The sequence below is a fragment of the Caulobacter sp. CCNWLW153 genome (assembly GCF_036889365.1).
GTDB lineage: Bacteria > Pseudomonadota > Alphaproteobacteria > Caulobacterales > Caulobacteraceae > Caulobacter > Caulobacter radicis.
The window spans coordinates 163,624-178,393 of sequence record NZ_JBAKFV010000004.1; the positions used below are offsets into that span (position 1 = coordinate 163,624).

Annotated in this window: 11 protein-coding genes; 5 read left to right on the top strand and 6 right to left on the bottom strand. The window is 70.8% G+C overall.

Annotated elements, in window-relative coordinates; all coding sequences use genetic code 11:
• Nucleotides 1-9: 9 nt before the first annotated feature.
• From V6S85_RS08300 to V6S85_RS08325, 6 genes are all read right to left on the bottom strand, one after another.
• Nucleotides 10-948, bottom strand: coding sequence for a FecR family protein (locus V6S85_RS08300; protein ID WP_334348657.1), 939 nt, complete (start codon nucleotides 946-948; stop codon nucleotides 10-12).
• Nucleotides 945-1,451 carry an RNA polymerase sigma factor gene (locus V6S85_RS08305; RefSeq protein WP_116570010.1) on the bottom strand — a complete coding sequence of 169 codons (507 nt, stop codon included), beginning with the start codon at nucleotides 1,449-1,451 and terminating at the stop codon, nucleotides 945-947. The genes V6S85_RS08300 and V6S85_RS08305 overlap by 4 nt, the downstream gene beginning before the upstream one ends.
• 98 nt (nucleotides 1,452-1,549) lie before the next feature.
• Nucleotides 1,550-2,968: a glycoside hydrolase family 30 protein gene (locus V6S85_RS08310; RefSeq protein WP_334348776.1), complete on the bottom strand. Its 1,419-nt coding sequence runs from the start codon at nucleotides 2,966-2,968 to the stop codon at nucleotides 1,550-1,552.
• A complete protein-coding gene (locus V6S85_RS08315; RefSeq protein WP_334348658.1) occupies nucleotides 2,968-5,253 on the bottom strand; it encodes a beta-glucosidase in 2,286 nt (761 codons plus the stop codon). Before V6S85_RS08315 ends, V6S85_RS08310 begins: the two co-directional genes overlap by 1 nt.
• Nucleotides 5,254-5,389: 136 nt before the next feature.
• The gene (locus V6S85_RS08320; protein WP_334348659.1) at nucleotides 5,390-8,143 is read right to left on the bottom strand and encodes a TonB-dependent receptor; all 2,754 of its coding nucleotides are present in this window, start codon (nucleotides 8,141-8,143) and stop codon (nucleotides 5,390-5,392) included.
• A gap of 147 nt (nucleotides 8,144-8,290) precedes the next feature.
• Entirely contained in the window at nucleotides 8,291-9,334 is a 1,044-nt protein-coding gene (locus V6S85_RS08325) for a LacI family DNA-binding transcriptional regulator (RefSeq protein WP_116570013.1), read from the bottom strand.
• A 97-nt stretch (nucleotides 9,335-9,431) separates the two neighbouring features.
• Here V6S85_RS08325 and V6S85_RS08330 point away from each other — a divergent pair, with 97 nt between their 5' ends.
• The 5 genes from V6S85_RS08330 to V6S85_RS08350 all read left to right on the top strand — a co-directional run bounded on the left by V6S85_RS08330 (nucleotide 9,432) and on the right by V6S85_RS08350 (nucleotide 14,763).
• The gene (locus V6S85_RS08330; protein WP_334348660.1) at nucleotides 9,432-10,667 is read left to right on the top strand and encodes an MFS transporter; all 1,236 of its coding nucleotides are present in this window, start codon (nucleotides 9,432-9,434) and stop codon (nucleotides 10,665-10,667) included.
• A 158-nt stretch (nucleotides 10,668-10,825) separates the two neighbouring features.
• Nucleotides 10,826-11,908 carry a hypothetical protein gene (locus V6S85_RS08335; protein WP_133244842.1) on the top strand — a complete coding sequence of 361 codons (1,083 nt, stop codon included), beginning with the start codon at nucleotides 10,826-10,828 and terminating at the stop codon, nucleotides 11,906-11,908.
• On the top strand, nucleotides 11,905-12,489 hold the full coding sequence (locus V6S85_RS08340; RefSeq protein WP_334348661.1) for a hypothetical protein: 585 nt from the start codon (nucleotides 11,905-11,907) through the stop codon (nucleotides 12,487-12,489). The genes V6S85_RS08335 and V6S85_RS08340 overlap by 4 nt, the downstream gene beginning before the upstream one ends.
• On the top strand, nucleotides 12,482-14,278 hold the full coding sequence (locus tag V6S85_RS08345; RefSeq protein ID WP_334348662.1) for an OmpA family protein: 1,797 nt from the start codon (nucleotides 12,482-12,484) through the stop codon (nucleotides 14,276-14,278). Before V6S85_RS08340 ends, V6S85_RS08345 begins: the two co-directional genes overlap by 8 nt.
• Nucleotides 14,275-14,763: a hypothetical protein gene (locus V6S85_RS08350; protein ID WP_207780824.1), complete on the top strand. Its 489-nt coding sequence runs from the start codon at nucleotides 14,275-14,277 to the stop codon at nucleotides 14,761-14,763. The genes V6S85_RS08345 and V6S85_RS08350 overlap by 4 nt, the downstream gene beginning before the upstream one ends.
• Nucleotides 14,764-14,770 lie beyond the last annotated feature (7 nt).

A 14,770-nucleotide genomic window follows, 5' to 3' on the forward strand; every position in this document is an offset into this window, starting at 1 on the left:
CGGCGACCCTCACCGGCTGATCACCAGGCCGCCCCGCCCCTCGCGCACCTCGAAGCCGTGGACCAAAGCGAGGTTGCGAACCAGGGCCGCCGGCTCGTCCAGGCGGAAGCGGCCGGCCACCCGCTGGCGGGCCAGTTCCGGATCGGCGATGACGATGCGGCGCTCGGAGGACCGGTTCACGCGCTCGACCAGCCGGCCCAGGGTGACCCCGTCGGTCTCCAGCCAGCCCGAACGCCAGTCGTCGGCCAGGGGATCGAAGGATCGGACCTTCGACAGCCTTCCCTCGGTGGCGAAGGCGCGCTGGCCGACGGTCAGGTCGGCGGTGCGGCGGATCAGGCCGTCGGGCGCCAGGCGCACCCGGCCGCGATGCACCGACAGCTCCAGACGCTCGGGACCGCGTTCGTCGCTGATCTCCAGGTCGAAGGCCGTGCCCAGCACGCGGGCCGAGCCGGCGGCGGTCCTGACGGTGAACGGCCGCGCCTCGTCATGGGCGACGTCGAAGAAGGCCTCGCCCCGGCTCAGCGCCACCTCTCGGCGGCCCATGCCCAGGCGCACCTCCAGATGGGTGTCGCCGTCGAGCATGACCTTGGTGCCGTCCTCCAGCACGACGGCGCGGTGCTCGCCCCGCGCGGTTTCAAAGGCCGTGGGCGTCACGGTCATAAGCTGAAGTTGCGGCCAGGCCAGGGCCACGGCCAGGCCGCAGGCCAGCACGCCTCCGGCCAGGGCCGCGATCGGTCCCGCCTGACGTCGCCTGGCCAGGCGACGCTGCTCGCTGAGCTTCATGGCCTCGGTCAGGGCGCTGTCCTGGTTGACGCCCCAGACCTGGTCGAAGGCCTGCGCATTGGCCGGGTCGTCCGACTTCCAGGCCTCGAAGCCGGCTTCGTCGTGGAAGGCCGGATCCATGCGGCGGGCGGCCCACAAGGCGGCGGTGCGGCGGGCGCGGCTCATCGGCGGCCTCCGGCGGCCCGCCGCTCGGCCTTGGTCATCTCGCGGTGCAGTTGCTCCAGGGCCCGCACCACGTGCTTCTCGACGGCGGCCTCGTTCATGGCCAGGGCGTGCGCGATTTCGCGCGTCGTCTGGCCGTGCAGGCGTCGGCGGATGAAGACGTCGCGACGCAGCGGCGGCATGGCGTCCAGCACCCTGCCGAACACCTCGACCTTCTGGCGATGCATGAGGATCTGCTCCGGCGCCGGGGCTTGGCAGGGGATCTCATCGTCCAGCATCTCTGTCGGCCGCCGCTTGCGGCTGCGGAAATGGTCGCGGACGAGGTTGAGGGCGATGCGATAGCCGAGCGCCGCCCGGTCGGCGACGGTGCGCGCCTTCTCGTAGGTCAGAAGGCGCGCGAAGGTTTCCTGCACCAGGTCGTCGGCGGCGGCCGGGTCACGGGTGCGGCGGACGATGAAGTGATAGAGCTCGTCGCGCTGGGCGCGCAGGGACGCCAGGTCGGTCATGACGCGTCAGGACGCGCCGGCGCAGGAGAAGCGGCCTTCGGGAGCATGGGGCGGCGGCTACCACGGCTTCGTGACAGTTCTTCCGCCGCCCCGCGTCGTTACCAGACGAAGGTGCCCGCCGACCTCGCGGGAAGCCTCGCCTTCAGGCGCCGGGCGCCGTCAACGATGGCGAAGACCTTCTCCTCGCCGGTCTGGTTCAGCACGATCAGGGCGCGGCCGCCGTCGGGATTGACGAAGGCCACGGTCCTCAGCCCCGCTGCCTCGGCGGGCGATCCGACCCGCACCGCGCCCGGCCGCACGAAGCGGCTGGCGTGGCCGAAGGCGTAGTATTCCTGGTTCCGCTCGACCGCGCCGGTGGCCTGGTCGATGGTCACCACGCCCCGGCAGTCGCCACAGCCGCCGGCGTGCGGTCCGTACTTTTCATCGAGCGCCAGGTTCCACATCAGGACGCCCCGCGCCCCGCCCCGGGTGGAGCCGACGATCAGCTTGTCCATCATCCACAGGAAGCTCTCGTCGAACTTGGCCGCCCACTGGCCGCCCGAGCATTCGGTGAAGAACACGTCCTTGTCCGGGTGGGCCTTGCGCACCTCGTCCTGGGCCGTGACGTCGCCGGCGTAGCAGTGCCAGCCCACGCCCGCGACGACCGCCCTGGCCTTCGCGTCGGCCAGCACGGTCATCGGCTGCTGCGGCTGGTCCCAGTTGTGGTCCCAGTCGAGCACTTTGGTCCCGATCCGCTCGCGGGCGAAGACGGGACCCAGGTTGTCGCCGAAGAACCGCGCCCGGTCGGCGGCCGGCCAGCGCATGCCCGGATAGTTCTCGGGCTCGAAGTCCGGCTCGTTCTGGACGCTGAGATAGTCGGTCGGCACGCCCTGGGCCTTGGCCGCCTTGACGTAACGGGCGAAGAACTCCGCATAGACCGGATAGGCGTCGGGCTTCAGCTGGCCCTTCACCAGCGAGCCTGTGGTCTTCATCCAGGCCGGCGCGCTCCACGGCGAGGCCATGACCTTGAGGTCCGGATTGATCTTCAGCGCCGCCCGCACGGTGGGGAACACGTACTGCTCGGGCCGCGCCGTCGAGAAGTGCGCAAGCTCCGGATCGGCCGCCCCGCCCGGCGCGTCGTCCAGGCTGTAGTGGTCGAGCGAGAAGTCCGAGGCGCCGATGGTCACGCGGGTGAAGCTGACGCCGAGCCCGCCCTCCCCGCGCCCGAACAACTCCGAAAGCAGAGCCTGTCGCTGCGAGGCCGACATCCTGGTCTGGATCAGCCAGGCCGAGGCGTCGGTGATCGAGGCCCCGAAGCCGACGATCGACTGGTCGCGAGCGGCGACGTCCACGGTCACGACCGGCAGGTCGTCGCCCTCGCCCGCCGCCAGGCTGGCCGGCGGCGGCTGCTCGGCCAGCAGCTGCGCCTTGTCGCCGGTGGTCACCCAGGCGCGGGCGGCGCGTTCGGGCGCCGGAGAGACGCTGGCGCAGCCCCCCAGGGCCAGGACGGCGGCCGTCGAGATCAGGGCCAGGCGCATCACGGCTTGCGGCTCCAGGCCTTCAGCTTGGCCGAACCGGTCAGGGCCGGATCGCCCGCGTGAGCGCCGACATAGAGCGGATACGCGCCGGCCGGCAGGGTCCAGCCCGGCTTGGCGGTGTCATAGTCGGCCAGCACGCGCGGATCGACGCTGAGGGTCACACGCTTGGTCTCGCCCGGTTGCAGGTCGACCTTCTGGAAGCCGGCCAGCCGAACCATCGACTTGCGCTTGCCGGCGGTGACGTAGAGCTGCGGCGCATCGGCGCCGGCGACCTTGCCGGTATTGGTGACGTCGAAGCTGACCTTCAGCCCGTCGCCGTCCTCGACCTTCAGGTTCCTGTAGCCAAAGCTCGTGTACGAGAGGCCGTAGCCGAACGGATAGAGCGGTTGCAGCTTCTTCTCGGCGAACCAGCGGTAGCCGACCGCCGCGCCTTCCCCGTACTCGACCGGGAAGCCCTTGATCGGCCCCGCTTCCTTGCCTGCGCGGCGGGCGTCGTCGATGGCGGCCTGCTCGGCATAGCCGGGCGCGGAGGCGCGCGGGGCCTGGTCCTCGGTCCTGGGGAAGGTCATCGGCAGGCGGCCCGACGGATTGACCGCGCCGCTGAGGATGCCGGCGATGGCCTCGCCGCCGCGCTGGCCCGGGTACCAGGCCTGCAACACGCCGCCGACCCGGTCGAGCCACGGCATCAGCACCGGGCCGCCGGTCTCCAGCACCACCAGCGAGTTCCTGTTGGCGCCCGCGACGGCGTCGATCAGGGCGTCCTGGTTCTCCGGCAGGGCGATGGAGGGCGCATCTTGCGCCTCGGTCTGCCAGTGCCAGGCGAAGACGATCGCGAGGTCGGCGTCCCGCGCGGCGGCCGCGGCCGTGGCGGGGTCCTTGCCGTCGACGTAAGAGACCTCGGCGTTCGGATAGGCCGCCTTGATCGCCTGCAGGGGCGAGGAGGCGTGCCAGGTGACGCGGACGAACGAGGCCGCCTCGCCGCCGTTCAGCGGGATCTCGACCGGCGCGCCGCCGACCGAGCGCACCTGGGACGAACCACCGCCCGACAGCACGCCGACATCGGCGTGGGCGCCGACCAGCACGATCTTCTTCGCCGTCCTGGCCAGCGGCAGCAGGTTACGATCGTTCTTCAGCAGCACCGCGCCGCGCTCGGCCAGGGCCTGGGCGACCTTGGCGTTGGCCGCGTAGTCGATCGGCTGGGCGCTGGCCGGGGTCGGGTTGTCGATCAGGCCGGTGGCGATCACGCCATAGAGGATGCGGCGGACCATGTCGTCGACCCGCGCCTGGCTGACCTCGCCCCTGGCAACGGCCGCCTTCAGGTCGTCGCCGAAGTAGATCTGCTTGTCGAGCTCCTGGCCCGATTGCTGGTCCAGGCCCGCCAGAGCGGCCTTGGTGGTGCTGTGCACCGCGCCCCAGTCCGACATCACCCAGCCCGGATAGTTCCAGTCGCGCTTGAGCACCTTGTTGAGCAGGAAGTCGTTCTCGCAGCCCCAGTCGCCATTGATCTTGTTGTAGGCGCACATCACCGAGGCCGGCTGGCCCTTCTCGATGGCGATCTGGAAGGCCAGGAGGTCGCTTTCCCGCAGGTCGGCCTCGCCGATGCGGGCGTCCATCACGTGGCGGCCGGTCTCCTGCGAATTGATGGCGAAGTGCTTGATGGTCGAGACGATGTGGTTGCTCTGCACCCCGCGGATCGACTCCCCGGCCATCTCGCCGGCCAGCAGCGGGTCTTCGCCCAGATACTCGAAGTTACGGCCCGCCCATGGGTCGCGGGTCAGGTTGACGCCGCCGGCCAGCAGCACGTTGAAGGTCTTGGCGCGGGCCTCGGCGCCGATCATCGCGCCGGACTCATAGGCCAGCTTCGGCTCGAAGGTGGCGGCCAGCGCCAGGCCCGACGGCAGGGCCGTGGCGGTGTCGCCCTTGCGCTGCTCGACCTGGTTGGCGACGCCGAGGCTGGCGTCGCTCTCGCGCAGGGTCGGGATCTTCAGGCGCGGCACGCCCGGCACATAGCCGGCCGAGGGGATCATGTCGGTGGGGGCCGGCTTGGTGTTGGGCGGGAAGAGGCCGTGCAGGTACGTGATCTTCTCGTCGAGCGTCATCTGCCTGACCAGGGCGTCGGCCCGCGCCCAGACCGGGTCGCCGGCCCGCGCGGCCAGCGGCGCGCTGTCCTTTGTCGGCATGGTCTGGGCAAGGCTGGCGGCCGGCAGCAGGGCCAGCAGCGCCACGGCGGCGGAGGTCCGGCGCAGGATCCGCAGGGCGGATGAAGGCTGGGCGGCGGTCGTCATGGGCTACTCCGTGTCGGGATCGGGGGCGCCGCAAACCGGGCGCGAGGGGGCCCGCGCCTCTGTCGAAGGCGGGCCTCGTCGAAACGAAAAAAGCGCGGAGGGCCGGGGGAAGGGATCGGCCCTCCGCGAGCAGGGGTCAGAACTTGTAGTTCAGACCGAAGATGTACTGCCGGCCGTACTGGTCGTTGGTCTCGGGCAGCATGGTGCCGTCCGAGAGCACGCCGGTGCGGGTGCGGTAGGGACTGTTGTCGAGGTTGTTGACCTGCAGCACGGCCGACAGGCCCTTGAGCGGCCCGTCCTGGAACTCGTAGCCGATCTGGGCGTCGACCTGCTCGTCGGCCAGCACCTGGGTGAAGCCGCGATAGGCGAACAGCTGCACCACCTCGCCGCGGAAGGCCGAGCGGTGGCGCTTGCTGATCCGGGCCGAGAAGCCGGCCCGCTCGTAGTAGCCGGTGACGTTGTAGACGTCGCCCGACAGGCCCGGCAGGGCGTTGCTCGAGCCGGGACCGTCCGGCTGGATGTCGGTCTTGGTGTGCGACATGCTGCCGACGAAGCCGAAGCCCTGCAGCCACGGCGTGATCAGGCCGAAGTCGACCGCGCCCGAGATCTCGTAGCCGTAGAGCTTGCCGCCCTCGCCGTTCTCGGGACGGGTCAGGAGGCCGATGTTGCTGATCGGCGTGACGGTGCCGGTGTTGGGCACGTTGGAGAAGTCGTAGTCGACCGACTTGTTGTAGATGTAGGTCTCAAGGTCCTTGTAGTAGCCGGCGACGGCGATGTAGGTCCCCGGCGCGAAGTACTTCTCGACCGACAGGTCGAAGGCGGTGGCCTTCCACGGCTTCAGGTACGGATTGCCGCCCGAGCCGCTCCAGCGGAAGGTCAGGGCGTCGACGCCGGCGGTGATACTGGCGCGCATGTCGTCCAGGCGCGGACGGGCCGAGGTCTTGGCCACCCCGAAGCGGACATAGAGGTTCTCGACCGGCTCGGCCGTCAGGTTCAGGCTCGGCAGCAGCTCGTCATAGGTGTCCTCGACGGTGACGAGGCTGGGGGCCTGGGCCGTGCCGCCGCTGACGGTGTAGCCCGTCGATTCCTGCTTGGTGGAGATGTACTGCAGGCCGATGTCGCCCTTGATCGGCAGCGCGCCGACATGGGTGTCGATCTTGGCCATCAGGTAGGCCGTGGTCAGGCGCTCCTGGATCTTCCAATCCTTGTTGTAGTCGTCGGCGTTCCCGATCGGCACGATGTCGTAATAGACCGGCAGGGCCTTCTGCAGGTTGATGGCCAGCACCTGGTCGATGCCCGCGAACGACAACGAAGCCGGCGCCAGCAGGTACTGCGAGGCCACCGTGGTCGGGGCGCGGCCGTTCTTCAGGAACAGGTCGTTGTCGGAGACCGTCTTGTCCTTCTTGCGGTCGGCATAGTTGATCCCGGCCTGCACGCTGCTGAGGAAGCCGCCGAGACGGGTCTCGGAGACGTCGTGGTCGATGCGGAAGTCGCCGGTGAACATCCGGTCCTCAACCTCGGGGAAGCGGATGGCGCCGTCATGGCCCCAGCCGCCCCAGGCCGCCGGATCGCCCAGCTGCATGCGGGCCGCGTCGGCGTAGTCCAGGCCCGTCGTGTACTTGCCCACGCCGTTGAAGGTGAGGTCGTAGCCGATGTTGTCGAAGGTGCGGATCGGGCCGTAGCCGGCGTAGGTCTCGAGGATCTGCTCGCGGCGCTCGACCTTCGAATAGCCGATGTCGGCGGTGTAGGTGGTCGCGCCCGACACGTACGAGGTGTTCCAGCCCAGGGCGAACTGCTCGTCCTTGCGGGTGTTGCGGTCGTTGCGGACGATCGGGGTGACGTTGGTCGCCGTGCCCGAGGTGTTGATCAGCGAGTTGCCGACCTTGGTGAAGCCGGGGTTCAGGAACACCGTGGCGTCGGGCGTGCTGGGGCTGGAGAACCACTGCATGCCGCGGCGGACCTCCTTCTGGTCGAAGGTCGAGTAGAACAGGTCGAGCGTCGAGTGCAGCTTGTCGTTGGGCCGCCATTCCAGCACGCCCATGTAGCCGTCGCGCACCTGGTCGCGGTTGGTGGCGAAGATCTCCTGGCCGCCCAGGCTGTAGGCCCCGGCGTTGGCGCCGGTGAACTGGGCCGGCTGCTCCCAGTACCAGGCCTTGTATTGCTGGACCTGGGTGGGGCTGTCGAGGTGGGCGTAGCCGAGCGCGACACCGATCGCGCCATCGGCGAACTGGTCGATGTAGGAGGCGCTGAAGCGGTAGCCGCTCTTGGAGCCGTCGGCATTGGCCTTGTCGAGGTCGCTGATCTCGCGGCGGGCGTTCAGGGTCATCACCCGCCCCTTCTGGTCCAGCGGGCGGACGGTGCGCATGTCGACCGTGCCCGACAGGCCCTGGCCGATCAGGGCGGCGTTCGAGGTCTTGTAGACCACCACGCTGTTGAGCAGTTCGGACGGATACTGGTCGAACTCGGCGGCGCGGTTGTCGCCGGCGCTGACCTGCTGGCGGCCGTTCAGGAGGGTGGTCGAGAAGTCGGGCGAAAGGCCGCGGATCGAGATCACCTGCACCCGGCCGTTGACGCGTTGGCCGGTCAGGCCCGGCAGGCGCGCCAGGGACTCGGCGATCGACACGTCGGGCAGCTTGCCGATGTCCTCGGCCGACACCGCCTCGACCACGCCGACCTCGCGGCGCTTGATCTCGGCGGATTTCTCCAGGCTGCGGCGATAGCCGGTGACCACCACCTCGTCGACGGCGGTGTTTTCCTGGGTCGGGGCGGCGTCCTGGGCGTGGGCGGCGCCGGCCAGCAGAGACAGGGCTCCGGCCGAGGCATAGGCCAGCTGCTTGAAGCGCTGGGCGCCGGCGCGGGCGCGCGCGGCCGAATGGGCGTGATGGATCAAGGTACTCTCCCCTACTGCGTCTCTTCCCTGGCCCTCCTCGCCCCGTCTCTTGCGGATTCGGCGTCGAAAAGCCGCGCTTTCGTGAATTGGAAGCGCTTCCAACAAAGGCCGCAACGCGTCGGCCTTGTCAAGGGGATCGAGGTTCGATCAGGGGGCGGAGGCTGCGGTGCCCCGTTCGACCACCGCGTGGTCGAGGCAGTCGAACTCAGGTTCGGCCTCGGCCCGGCCGCCCGTCAGGCGGCTGGCCAGCAGGGCCACCGCGCGGCGTCCCATGTCCTTCAGCGGCTGGTGCACGGTGGTCAGCGGCGGCCAGACGATGGCCGACACCGGCGTGTCGTCGAAGCCCGTCACGGACAGGTCCTGCGGCACTTTCACGCCGCGTCCGTGGACCACCGAAAGCGCGCCCGCGGCCATGTCGTCGTTGGCGCAGACCAGGGCCGTCGGATGCAGCGGATCGTCCAGCAGGCGGGGCGTCAGCTCGACCCCCGAACGGAAGGTGAAGTCGCCCCGCACCTGGATCAGGTCGGCGTCCCCGAGACCCGCCTCGGACAGGGCCCGCATCAGGCCGTCCAGGCGCCGGTCGGCCGACAAGTGGCCCTCGATGCCGCCCATGAAGGCGAATCGGCGATGGCCAAGATCGATCAGCCGGCGGGCGATGTCGTAGCCGCCGGCCTCGTCGTCCATGCCCACGCCGTCGGCCAGGCCCCTGCCCGCCCCGCCCGGCGAGATCGACACCACCTTGCAGCCGCGCCGCAGCACCTCGGCGATCAGGCCCGCGTCGTCCGAATAGGGCGGCGTGAAGATCAGCCCCTCGCAGCGCTGGGTGGCGATCAGGTCATAGACCTGCTGCTCGCGGTCGGCGCTCTGCAGCGGGATGTGGCGGGTCACCAGCTGGTAGCCCAGCTCCAGGCAGCCGCGCAGCGCGCCCAGTTCCAGGGCCGAATGGTAGAACGAGTTCGGTTCGCTCTCGAGGTCGGAGGCGAACACCAGGCCAAGCAGCCGGCTGCCGCCGCCGGCCAGCGAGCGGGCCTGCGGATTGACCTTGTAGTCCAGCGCCTTGACCGCCTCCATCACCCGGGCCCGCACCTCGTCGCGGACATTGGGGCCGTCGTTGAGCACCCGCGAGACCGTCGTCCGCGCGACGCCCGAAAGGCGCGCGACGTCGTCGATGGTGGGCCGTCTTGCCGTCAATGAACTCTCCGAACCGAACGCTGGGCGACACGATGGTGACGAACGGCCAGGCTGACAATAGCTCGACCGCAAGCTGTCCTGATCGCATAAACCACGGATGGATCAAGGCGGCCGCCCATTTACAGAAGCCGAACCCGCCCAGCGGCGCTCGCGACTTTTCCTCGCGGGCTATGGCCTGGCCAACGCCGGCGCCTTCGTTTCCTTCATCCCGTTCCTGACCCTGCTGGCGCCGCTGAAGGCCGCCGAGGTGGCGCCGCACGCCCGCGACCTGACCCTCAGCCAGATCTCCATCGTCGGCGCCGTCACCGCCGCCGTCGCCCACATCGCCTTCGGCGCGCTCAGCGACGCCACCCGCAGCCGCTTCGGCCGGCGTCGCCCCTGGATCCTCGGCGGCTGGGCGGCCACGGCGCTGGGCCTGGTGCTCGTCGGCCTGGCCCAGACCCCATGGCAGATGCTGGGCGCGGTCGTGGTGCTGCAACTGGCGGTCAACGCCCTCTACGCGCCGCTGGCGGCGGTGCTGCCCGACCTCGTGCCCGACCACCAGAAGGGCGCGGCGGCGGCCTGGGCGGGCCTGGCCCTGCCCGCCTCCAAGCTGTTCACGGCCCTGGTCGTCGGCGCCCTGCTGGTCTCGGCGGCCAGCCGCTACGCCGCCGTCATCGCCGCGACCGCCCTGCTCGTCCTGCCCTTCACCCTGACCCTGCGCGAGCCGCCCGCCCCGGCCCGCGCCCCGGTCGCCTGGCCAAGCCTCCGGCTCACCGCCTTCGGCGACCGCGGGTTCCGGATGGTCTTCGCCTCGCGCCTGCTGGTCGAGACCGCCGTGGCGCTGCATACGCTGTACCTGTTCTTCTACCTCAAGGACCGCGGCGACCTGGCCGGCCGGCTGCCCGGCGTGGCGCCCGAGGCCGCGTTCGGCCTGCTGCTGACCGCCTCGACCCTGGGGATGCTGGCGGCCGGCGCGATGAGCGGCCCGCTGTCCGACCGGCTGGGACGTCGCCCCGTCGTCATCGCCGGCGGCGTGCTGATCGCCGGCGGCGTCGCCCTGCTGCTGCTGGCGCCGGAGTGGCCCGGCCCGCTGGTCGCGCAGATCGTCTTCGGCGTCGGCCACGGCGTCTACTCGACCAGCAACCTGGCCCTCGTGGCCGAGGTGCTGCCCGACAACGCGCGCAACGGCCGGGACCTTGGCCTGATGAACGTGGCGGTGGCGGCGTCACAGGCGCTGGGCCCGCTGCTGGGGATCGCCGTGGCCTCGACCGGCGGCGACCTGCGCGGCGTCTTCGCGGCCGCCGCCCTGGCCGCCCTGGCCGGAGCTGGAGCCTTGCTGGCGAGGCGCTGACCCCGATCGTCCGCATGCGGCCGATCGCACAGGGCGCAAATTCACCACGTGCAAGACTTCCGAACTTTACAAAGCTTTACAACTCTGACACGAGTCCATCGCCACGCCAACTAGAGCGTGGATAAGCCCGGTCGAAACCAGCCTTATGGGAGGTGTTGGTGCTCGAGTCGTCGGTGTCCCCCAGCGTAGCGTATCCAAGCGTCGAACCTGAGGCCGCCGACCTGCTGATCACCAGCATCGGGAACGCTTCGCCCCGTGCGGCCTCGGTGCTCAGCCAGGCCCTGGAACTGCCGGTCGAGACGGTGGTCGACGCCCTGTATCGCGCCCCCGCCCGACTGCTGGCCAACCTGCCGGCGGCCGATGCGACACGCCTGGCCGCGCTGATCGGAACGCTCGGCGTCGAGGCCTCGGTGGCCCCCGCCGGCGCCGCCCTCGCCCGCGCCCCGACGATGGACCTCGCCGCCGAGCTGATCGACCTCGACGCCGCCGACGCCGTCGCCGCCATCCTCGGGCGCTTCCTGGGCATGGAGCCCGCCGCCGCCCTCGACCTGCTGCTGACCCCGCCGGGGGTGATCCTGGGGGCCGTCACCGAGCCGACCGTGCGGGCGCTGGAAACGGCCCTGCCGCCGGGCGCCGTGCGCCTGACCGCCAGCCGGCCGGACCAGGCCCGCTTCGCCCTCTTCGCCAGCGACCTGTCGCACCTGCAGGCCAGCGTCCTGCGCCAGAGACTGCCGGCGGGCGCGGACGTCTCGGCCGGCGGCTCGGCCACCGTCTTCGACCTCAGCCGCGGCGAGGCCGACGCCCTGTGGCGGCGACTGAAGGCGCCCGAGCAGGTGCGGATCGTCGACCAGGCCTTCCTGCGCTTCACCCTGGACCTCGTCGCCGCGCCGCCGCAAGCCGCCGCGGCGCTGGAGGCCCTGGCCGGCGTTCCGGCCGAGGACTTCGACCTGCTGCGCGACGCCCTGCCCGTGCCCATCGAGGCCGGCGTCGCCTTCGCCGACCTGGAGGGCCGCCTGGCCGCCTACGCCGAAGCAGGGCTGACGGTGCGCGCCGAGCTGGAGACCTTCTCGCACCAGGCGCTCGACATCCTGTCGGCCCCCGCCGCGGTCCTGGCCGAGGTCGGCCTGTCCGGCGTCGCCCCGCTCGCCACGGGCCTGATGCCCCTGCCGCGCGCGCGCCTGCTACGCCACCGGCTGGAAGCGGCCGGCGCCGAGGTGCTGTTCTCCGAGCTCCGCGCATGACCGGCGCCCTCGACATCCATCGCCTGCACGCCGGCGTCGCCGAGACCGGCAAGCTCCTGGCGCTGAAGGGCCGTCACGACCAGGCCCTGGCCAAGTACCGCGAGGCGCTGCGCCTGGCCCACGGGGTGCGCGCGCCGCAGATCTTCGCCCGCCACTACCTGCACTGCGTCCTGGAAAGCCTGGAGCGCACGGGGGCCCACGAGCAGGCCGCCGTCCTGGCTGGCGAGGCCGCCAGCAGCGCCGCCGCCGAGCTGGGCGACGGAACGCCCAGCGACTTCCAGCGCCGCGACCGCGCCTGCCTGCTGGAGCGCAAGGGCGTCAACGAGCTCAAGGCCGGCGACGTGACCGCCGCCCGCGAAAGCCTGGCCGCAGCCGTCTCCCTGGACGAGGCCCTGCCCCTGTCCCGCAGCCTCCTGGCCTGGACCGCCCGCGGCCTCGGCGTGCCCGCCGGCCGGCTGTCCGAAGCCCAGCGCGTCCACGGCTATTGGACCGTGCGCGCAGACACCGTCGACAAGGCGCGCGCCTGCGAGTCCCCAACGGGGCCCCAGGCGCCGCGGATCAAGGAGCCGATGAATGGCTGACAAGAACCCCATCGAGAAGATGACGCCGGGCCAGATCCTGGCCGACGCCAGCGTCGCCGAGTTCATCAAGGCCATGGGCCTGTCGATCGCCGACGCCCAGAAGGCGCTCGACCTCAACAGCCTGGCCCAGGTCGGCGAGTACGTCGAACCGCGCCCCGGCCTCGGCGGCAAGAGCCTGCTGCAACTGGGCCTGTCGCCGCCGTTCTACCACTACCAGCACGCCGACCTGTCGGTCTCGATGCAGCTGACCATGAAGGTCGGCGAGGCCAGCGCCTTCGGCATCGGCGGCAAGCTGGACTTCGGCTTCGGCCAGGGCGGCCCCCAGGCCCCCGCCAACGCCCGCGAGGCCCAGGTCACGCTGAAGAGCCTGCCGGCCAGCGTCACCGTCGACGGGACCAAGACCGACGCCGCCGGCGCCGATGTCGAGGCCGCCGCCGAGGACCTGGCCAAGAAGCTGGGCGCGCCCACCGGCAAGTTCGAGCGCGCCTATGTCAGCGCCAAGCGCACCAAGGTGCCGTTCAAGCTCGAGCCCGACACCGCCAAGAACCCGATCAAGACCGACACCAGCGTGGCGTTCTACGCCGCCTCCGAGGCCAGCCTGGGCGTCATCCGCATCGTCGAGACCCCGACCAACAACACCAGCGAGGAGTTCGTGCTGGCTGCGGGCAAGAGCACCAAGGTCGACGCCAAGGCCAACAACCTGCTCTACGCGCGCGCCGTCGCCAGCCAGATCAACACGCTGGGCGGCTTCAAGGCCAAGCTGCTGCGCGATCCGGTCGGCTCCGACCTGCCGGTCGGCGGCGGCACGCTGGGGCTGGCGCTGTTCGACAGCGGCAAGTCCGACCTGAAGCAGGCCGCCGTCGAGGAACTGACCCTGGTGGCCCGCGCTCTGAAGGCCAACGGCGCGACGGTCGACGTCGTCGGCTTCACCGACCGCGTGGACACCGATCCCTACAATCAGAAGCTGGGCCTGGACCGCGCCAACAAGGTGGCCGAGTTCCTGCGCGACAACGGCGTCGCGCCCGGCCAGATCCGCAAGGTCGAAAGCCGCGGCGAGGCCAGCTGGAAAGCCCAGGGCGCGGTCGACAACGTCGCCAACCAGCAGTTCCGCCGGGCCGAGGTGCTGCTGGCCGACTCCAACGACCTGCTGATTGTGGTCGAGTCCGCCGGCACGCAGTTGCAGACCACGCCGACGCCCGACAAGACCAGCTCCGGCGGCGGCAACGGCTTCATCATCGTGCGCCACTTCTCGGCGGTTCCGGTGGACGGCACGGCCGTCAAGGTCGGCGCCTCGGAAACCTCGGTGGCGATCAGCGGCACGGCCGCCAGCGACGGCGGGACGACGCTCGACGCCAACTCGCCCCAGGCCTACGCCTTCAACCTGGCGCGCGACGTCAACGCCGGCAGCGCCACCCACGGCGTCCGCGCCGTGCGCAAGGGCGGCGTGGTCAGCTTCTCGGACGCCAAGGACGCGGTGATCATCAACCTCGTCACCCTGTCGGCCAACGACATCGCGCTGTCGGCCGCCGACGGCGCCAGTGTCACCAAGGCCCTGGACAAGATCGCCGCCGCACCGACGGCCAGCGGCGACAAGCCCAAGGTCTCGGTCGCCGTGGGCCTGTCGGTCGACTATCGCACCAGCCGGCAGTTCGAGCAGTCGATCAACGGCAACAGCAGCATCTCGGCCCGCATCGTCGCCGTGCCCGCGCCCGTCGAGTTCCTCGACGAGATCAAGACCTTCCTCGCGCGGGCCAAAGACGCGACCCCGACCCCGACGCCCACCCCATGAGCGAGACCGCGTCCGTCACCCGGCAGCTGCTCTCCGCGCCGCTGCCGCAGATCATCGAGCGGCTGGGGATCGCCATCGCCCAGGCGCAGTCCGCGCTCGACCGCAACAGCATCGAGACGGCCAAGGCCATGGCCGAGGCCGAGGTCGAGCTGGGCGGCGAGACGCACAACCTGATCTCGCTGGGTTTCACGCCCACCTTCTACAGCTTCACCGAGGCCACGGTGGAGGCCAAGCTCTCGTTCAGCATGACCGAGAGCACCGAGTTCGGCGTGTCGGCCGGGGCGACGGTCGGCGTGCAGGCCGGCTTCGTCATGGTCGCCGCCTCGGTCAACGTCAGCTACGCGCGCAAGTTCTCGGTCAGCGCCGAGGGCATGAGCTCTATCGCGGCCCGGCTGGTCAGCCTGCCGCCGCCCGAGAACCTCGAAACCCTGCTCCGCAAGATCAGCGAGCCCGCCCCCGCGCCGGCGCCCGCCCCCCCACCGTAGGAAGGAC

Excerpts from the sequence above, each read along its gene's own strand:
- V6S85_RS08300 (WP_334348657.1), bottom strand. The coding sequence starts at position 948 with ATGAGCCGCGCCCGCCGCACCGCCGCCTTGTGGGCCGCCCGCCGCATG.
- V6S85_RS08345 (WP_334348662.1), top strand. The coding sequence starts at position 12,482 with ATGGCTGACAAGAACCCCATCGAGAAGATGACGCCGGGCCAGATCCTG.
- V6S85_RS08305 (WP_116570010.1), bottom strand. The coding sequence starts at position 1,451 with ATGACCGACCTGGCGTCCCTGCGCGCCCAGCGCGACGAGCTCTATCAC.
- V6S85_RS08315 (WP_334348658.1), bottom strand. The coding sequence starts at position 5,253 with ATGACGACCGCCGCCCAGCCTTCATCCGCCCTGCGGATCCTGCGCCGG.
- V6S85_RS08310 (WP_334348776.1), bottom strand. The coding sequence starts at position 2,968 with ATGCGCCTGGCCCTGATCTCGACGGCCGCCGTCCTGGCCCTGGGGGGC.
- V6S85_RS08350 (WP_207780824.1), top strand. The coding sequence starts at position 14,275 with ATGAGCGAGACCGCGTCCGTCACCCGGCAGCTGCTCTCCGCGCCGCTG.
- V6S85_RS08340 (WP_334348661.1), top strand. The coding sequence starts at position 11,905 with ATGACCGGCGCCCTCGACATCCATCGCCTGCACGCCGGCGTCGCCGAG.
- V6S85_RS08330 (WP_334348660.1), top strand. The coding sequence starts at position 9,432 with ATGGATCAAGGCGGCCGCCCATTTACAGAAGCCGAACCCGCCCAGCGG.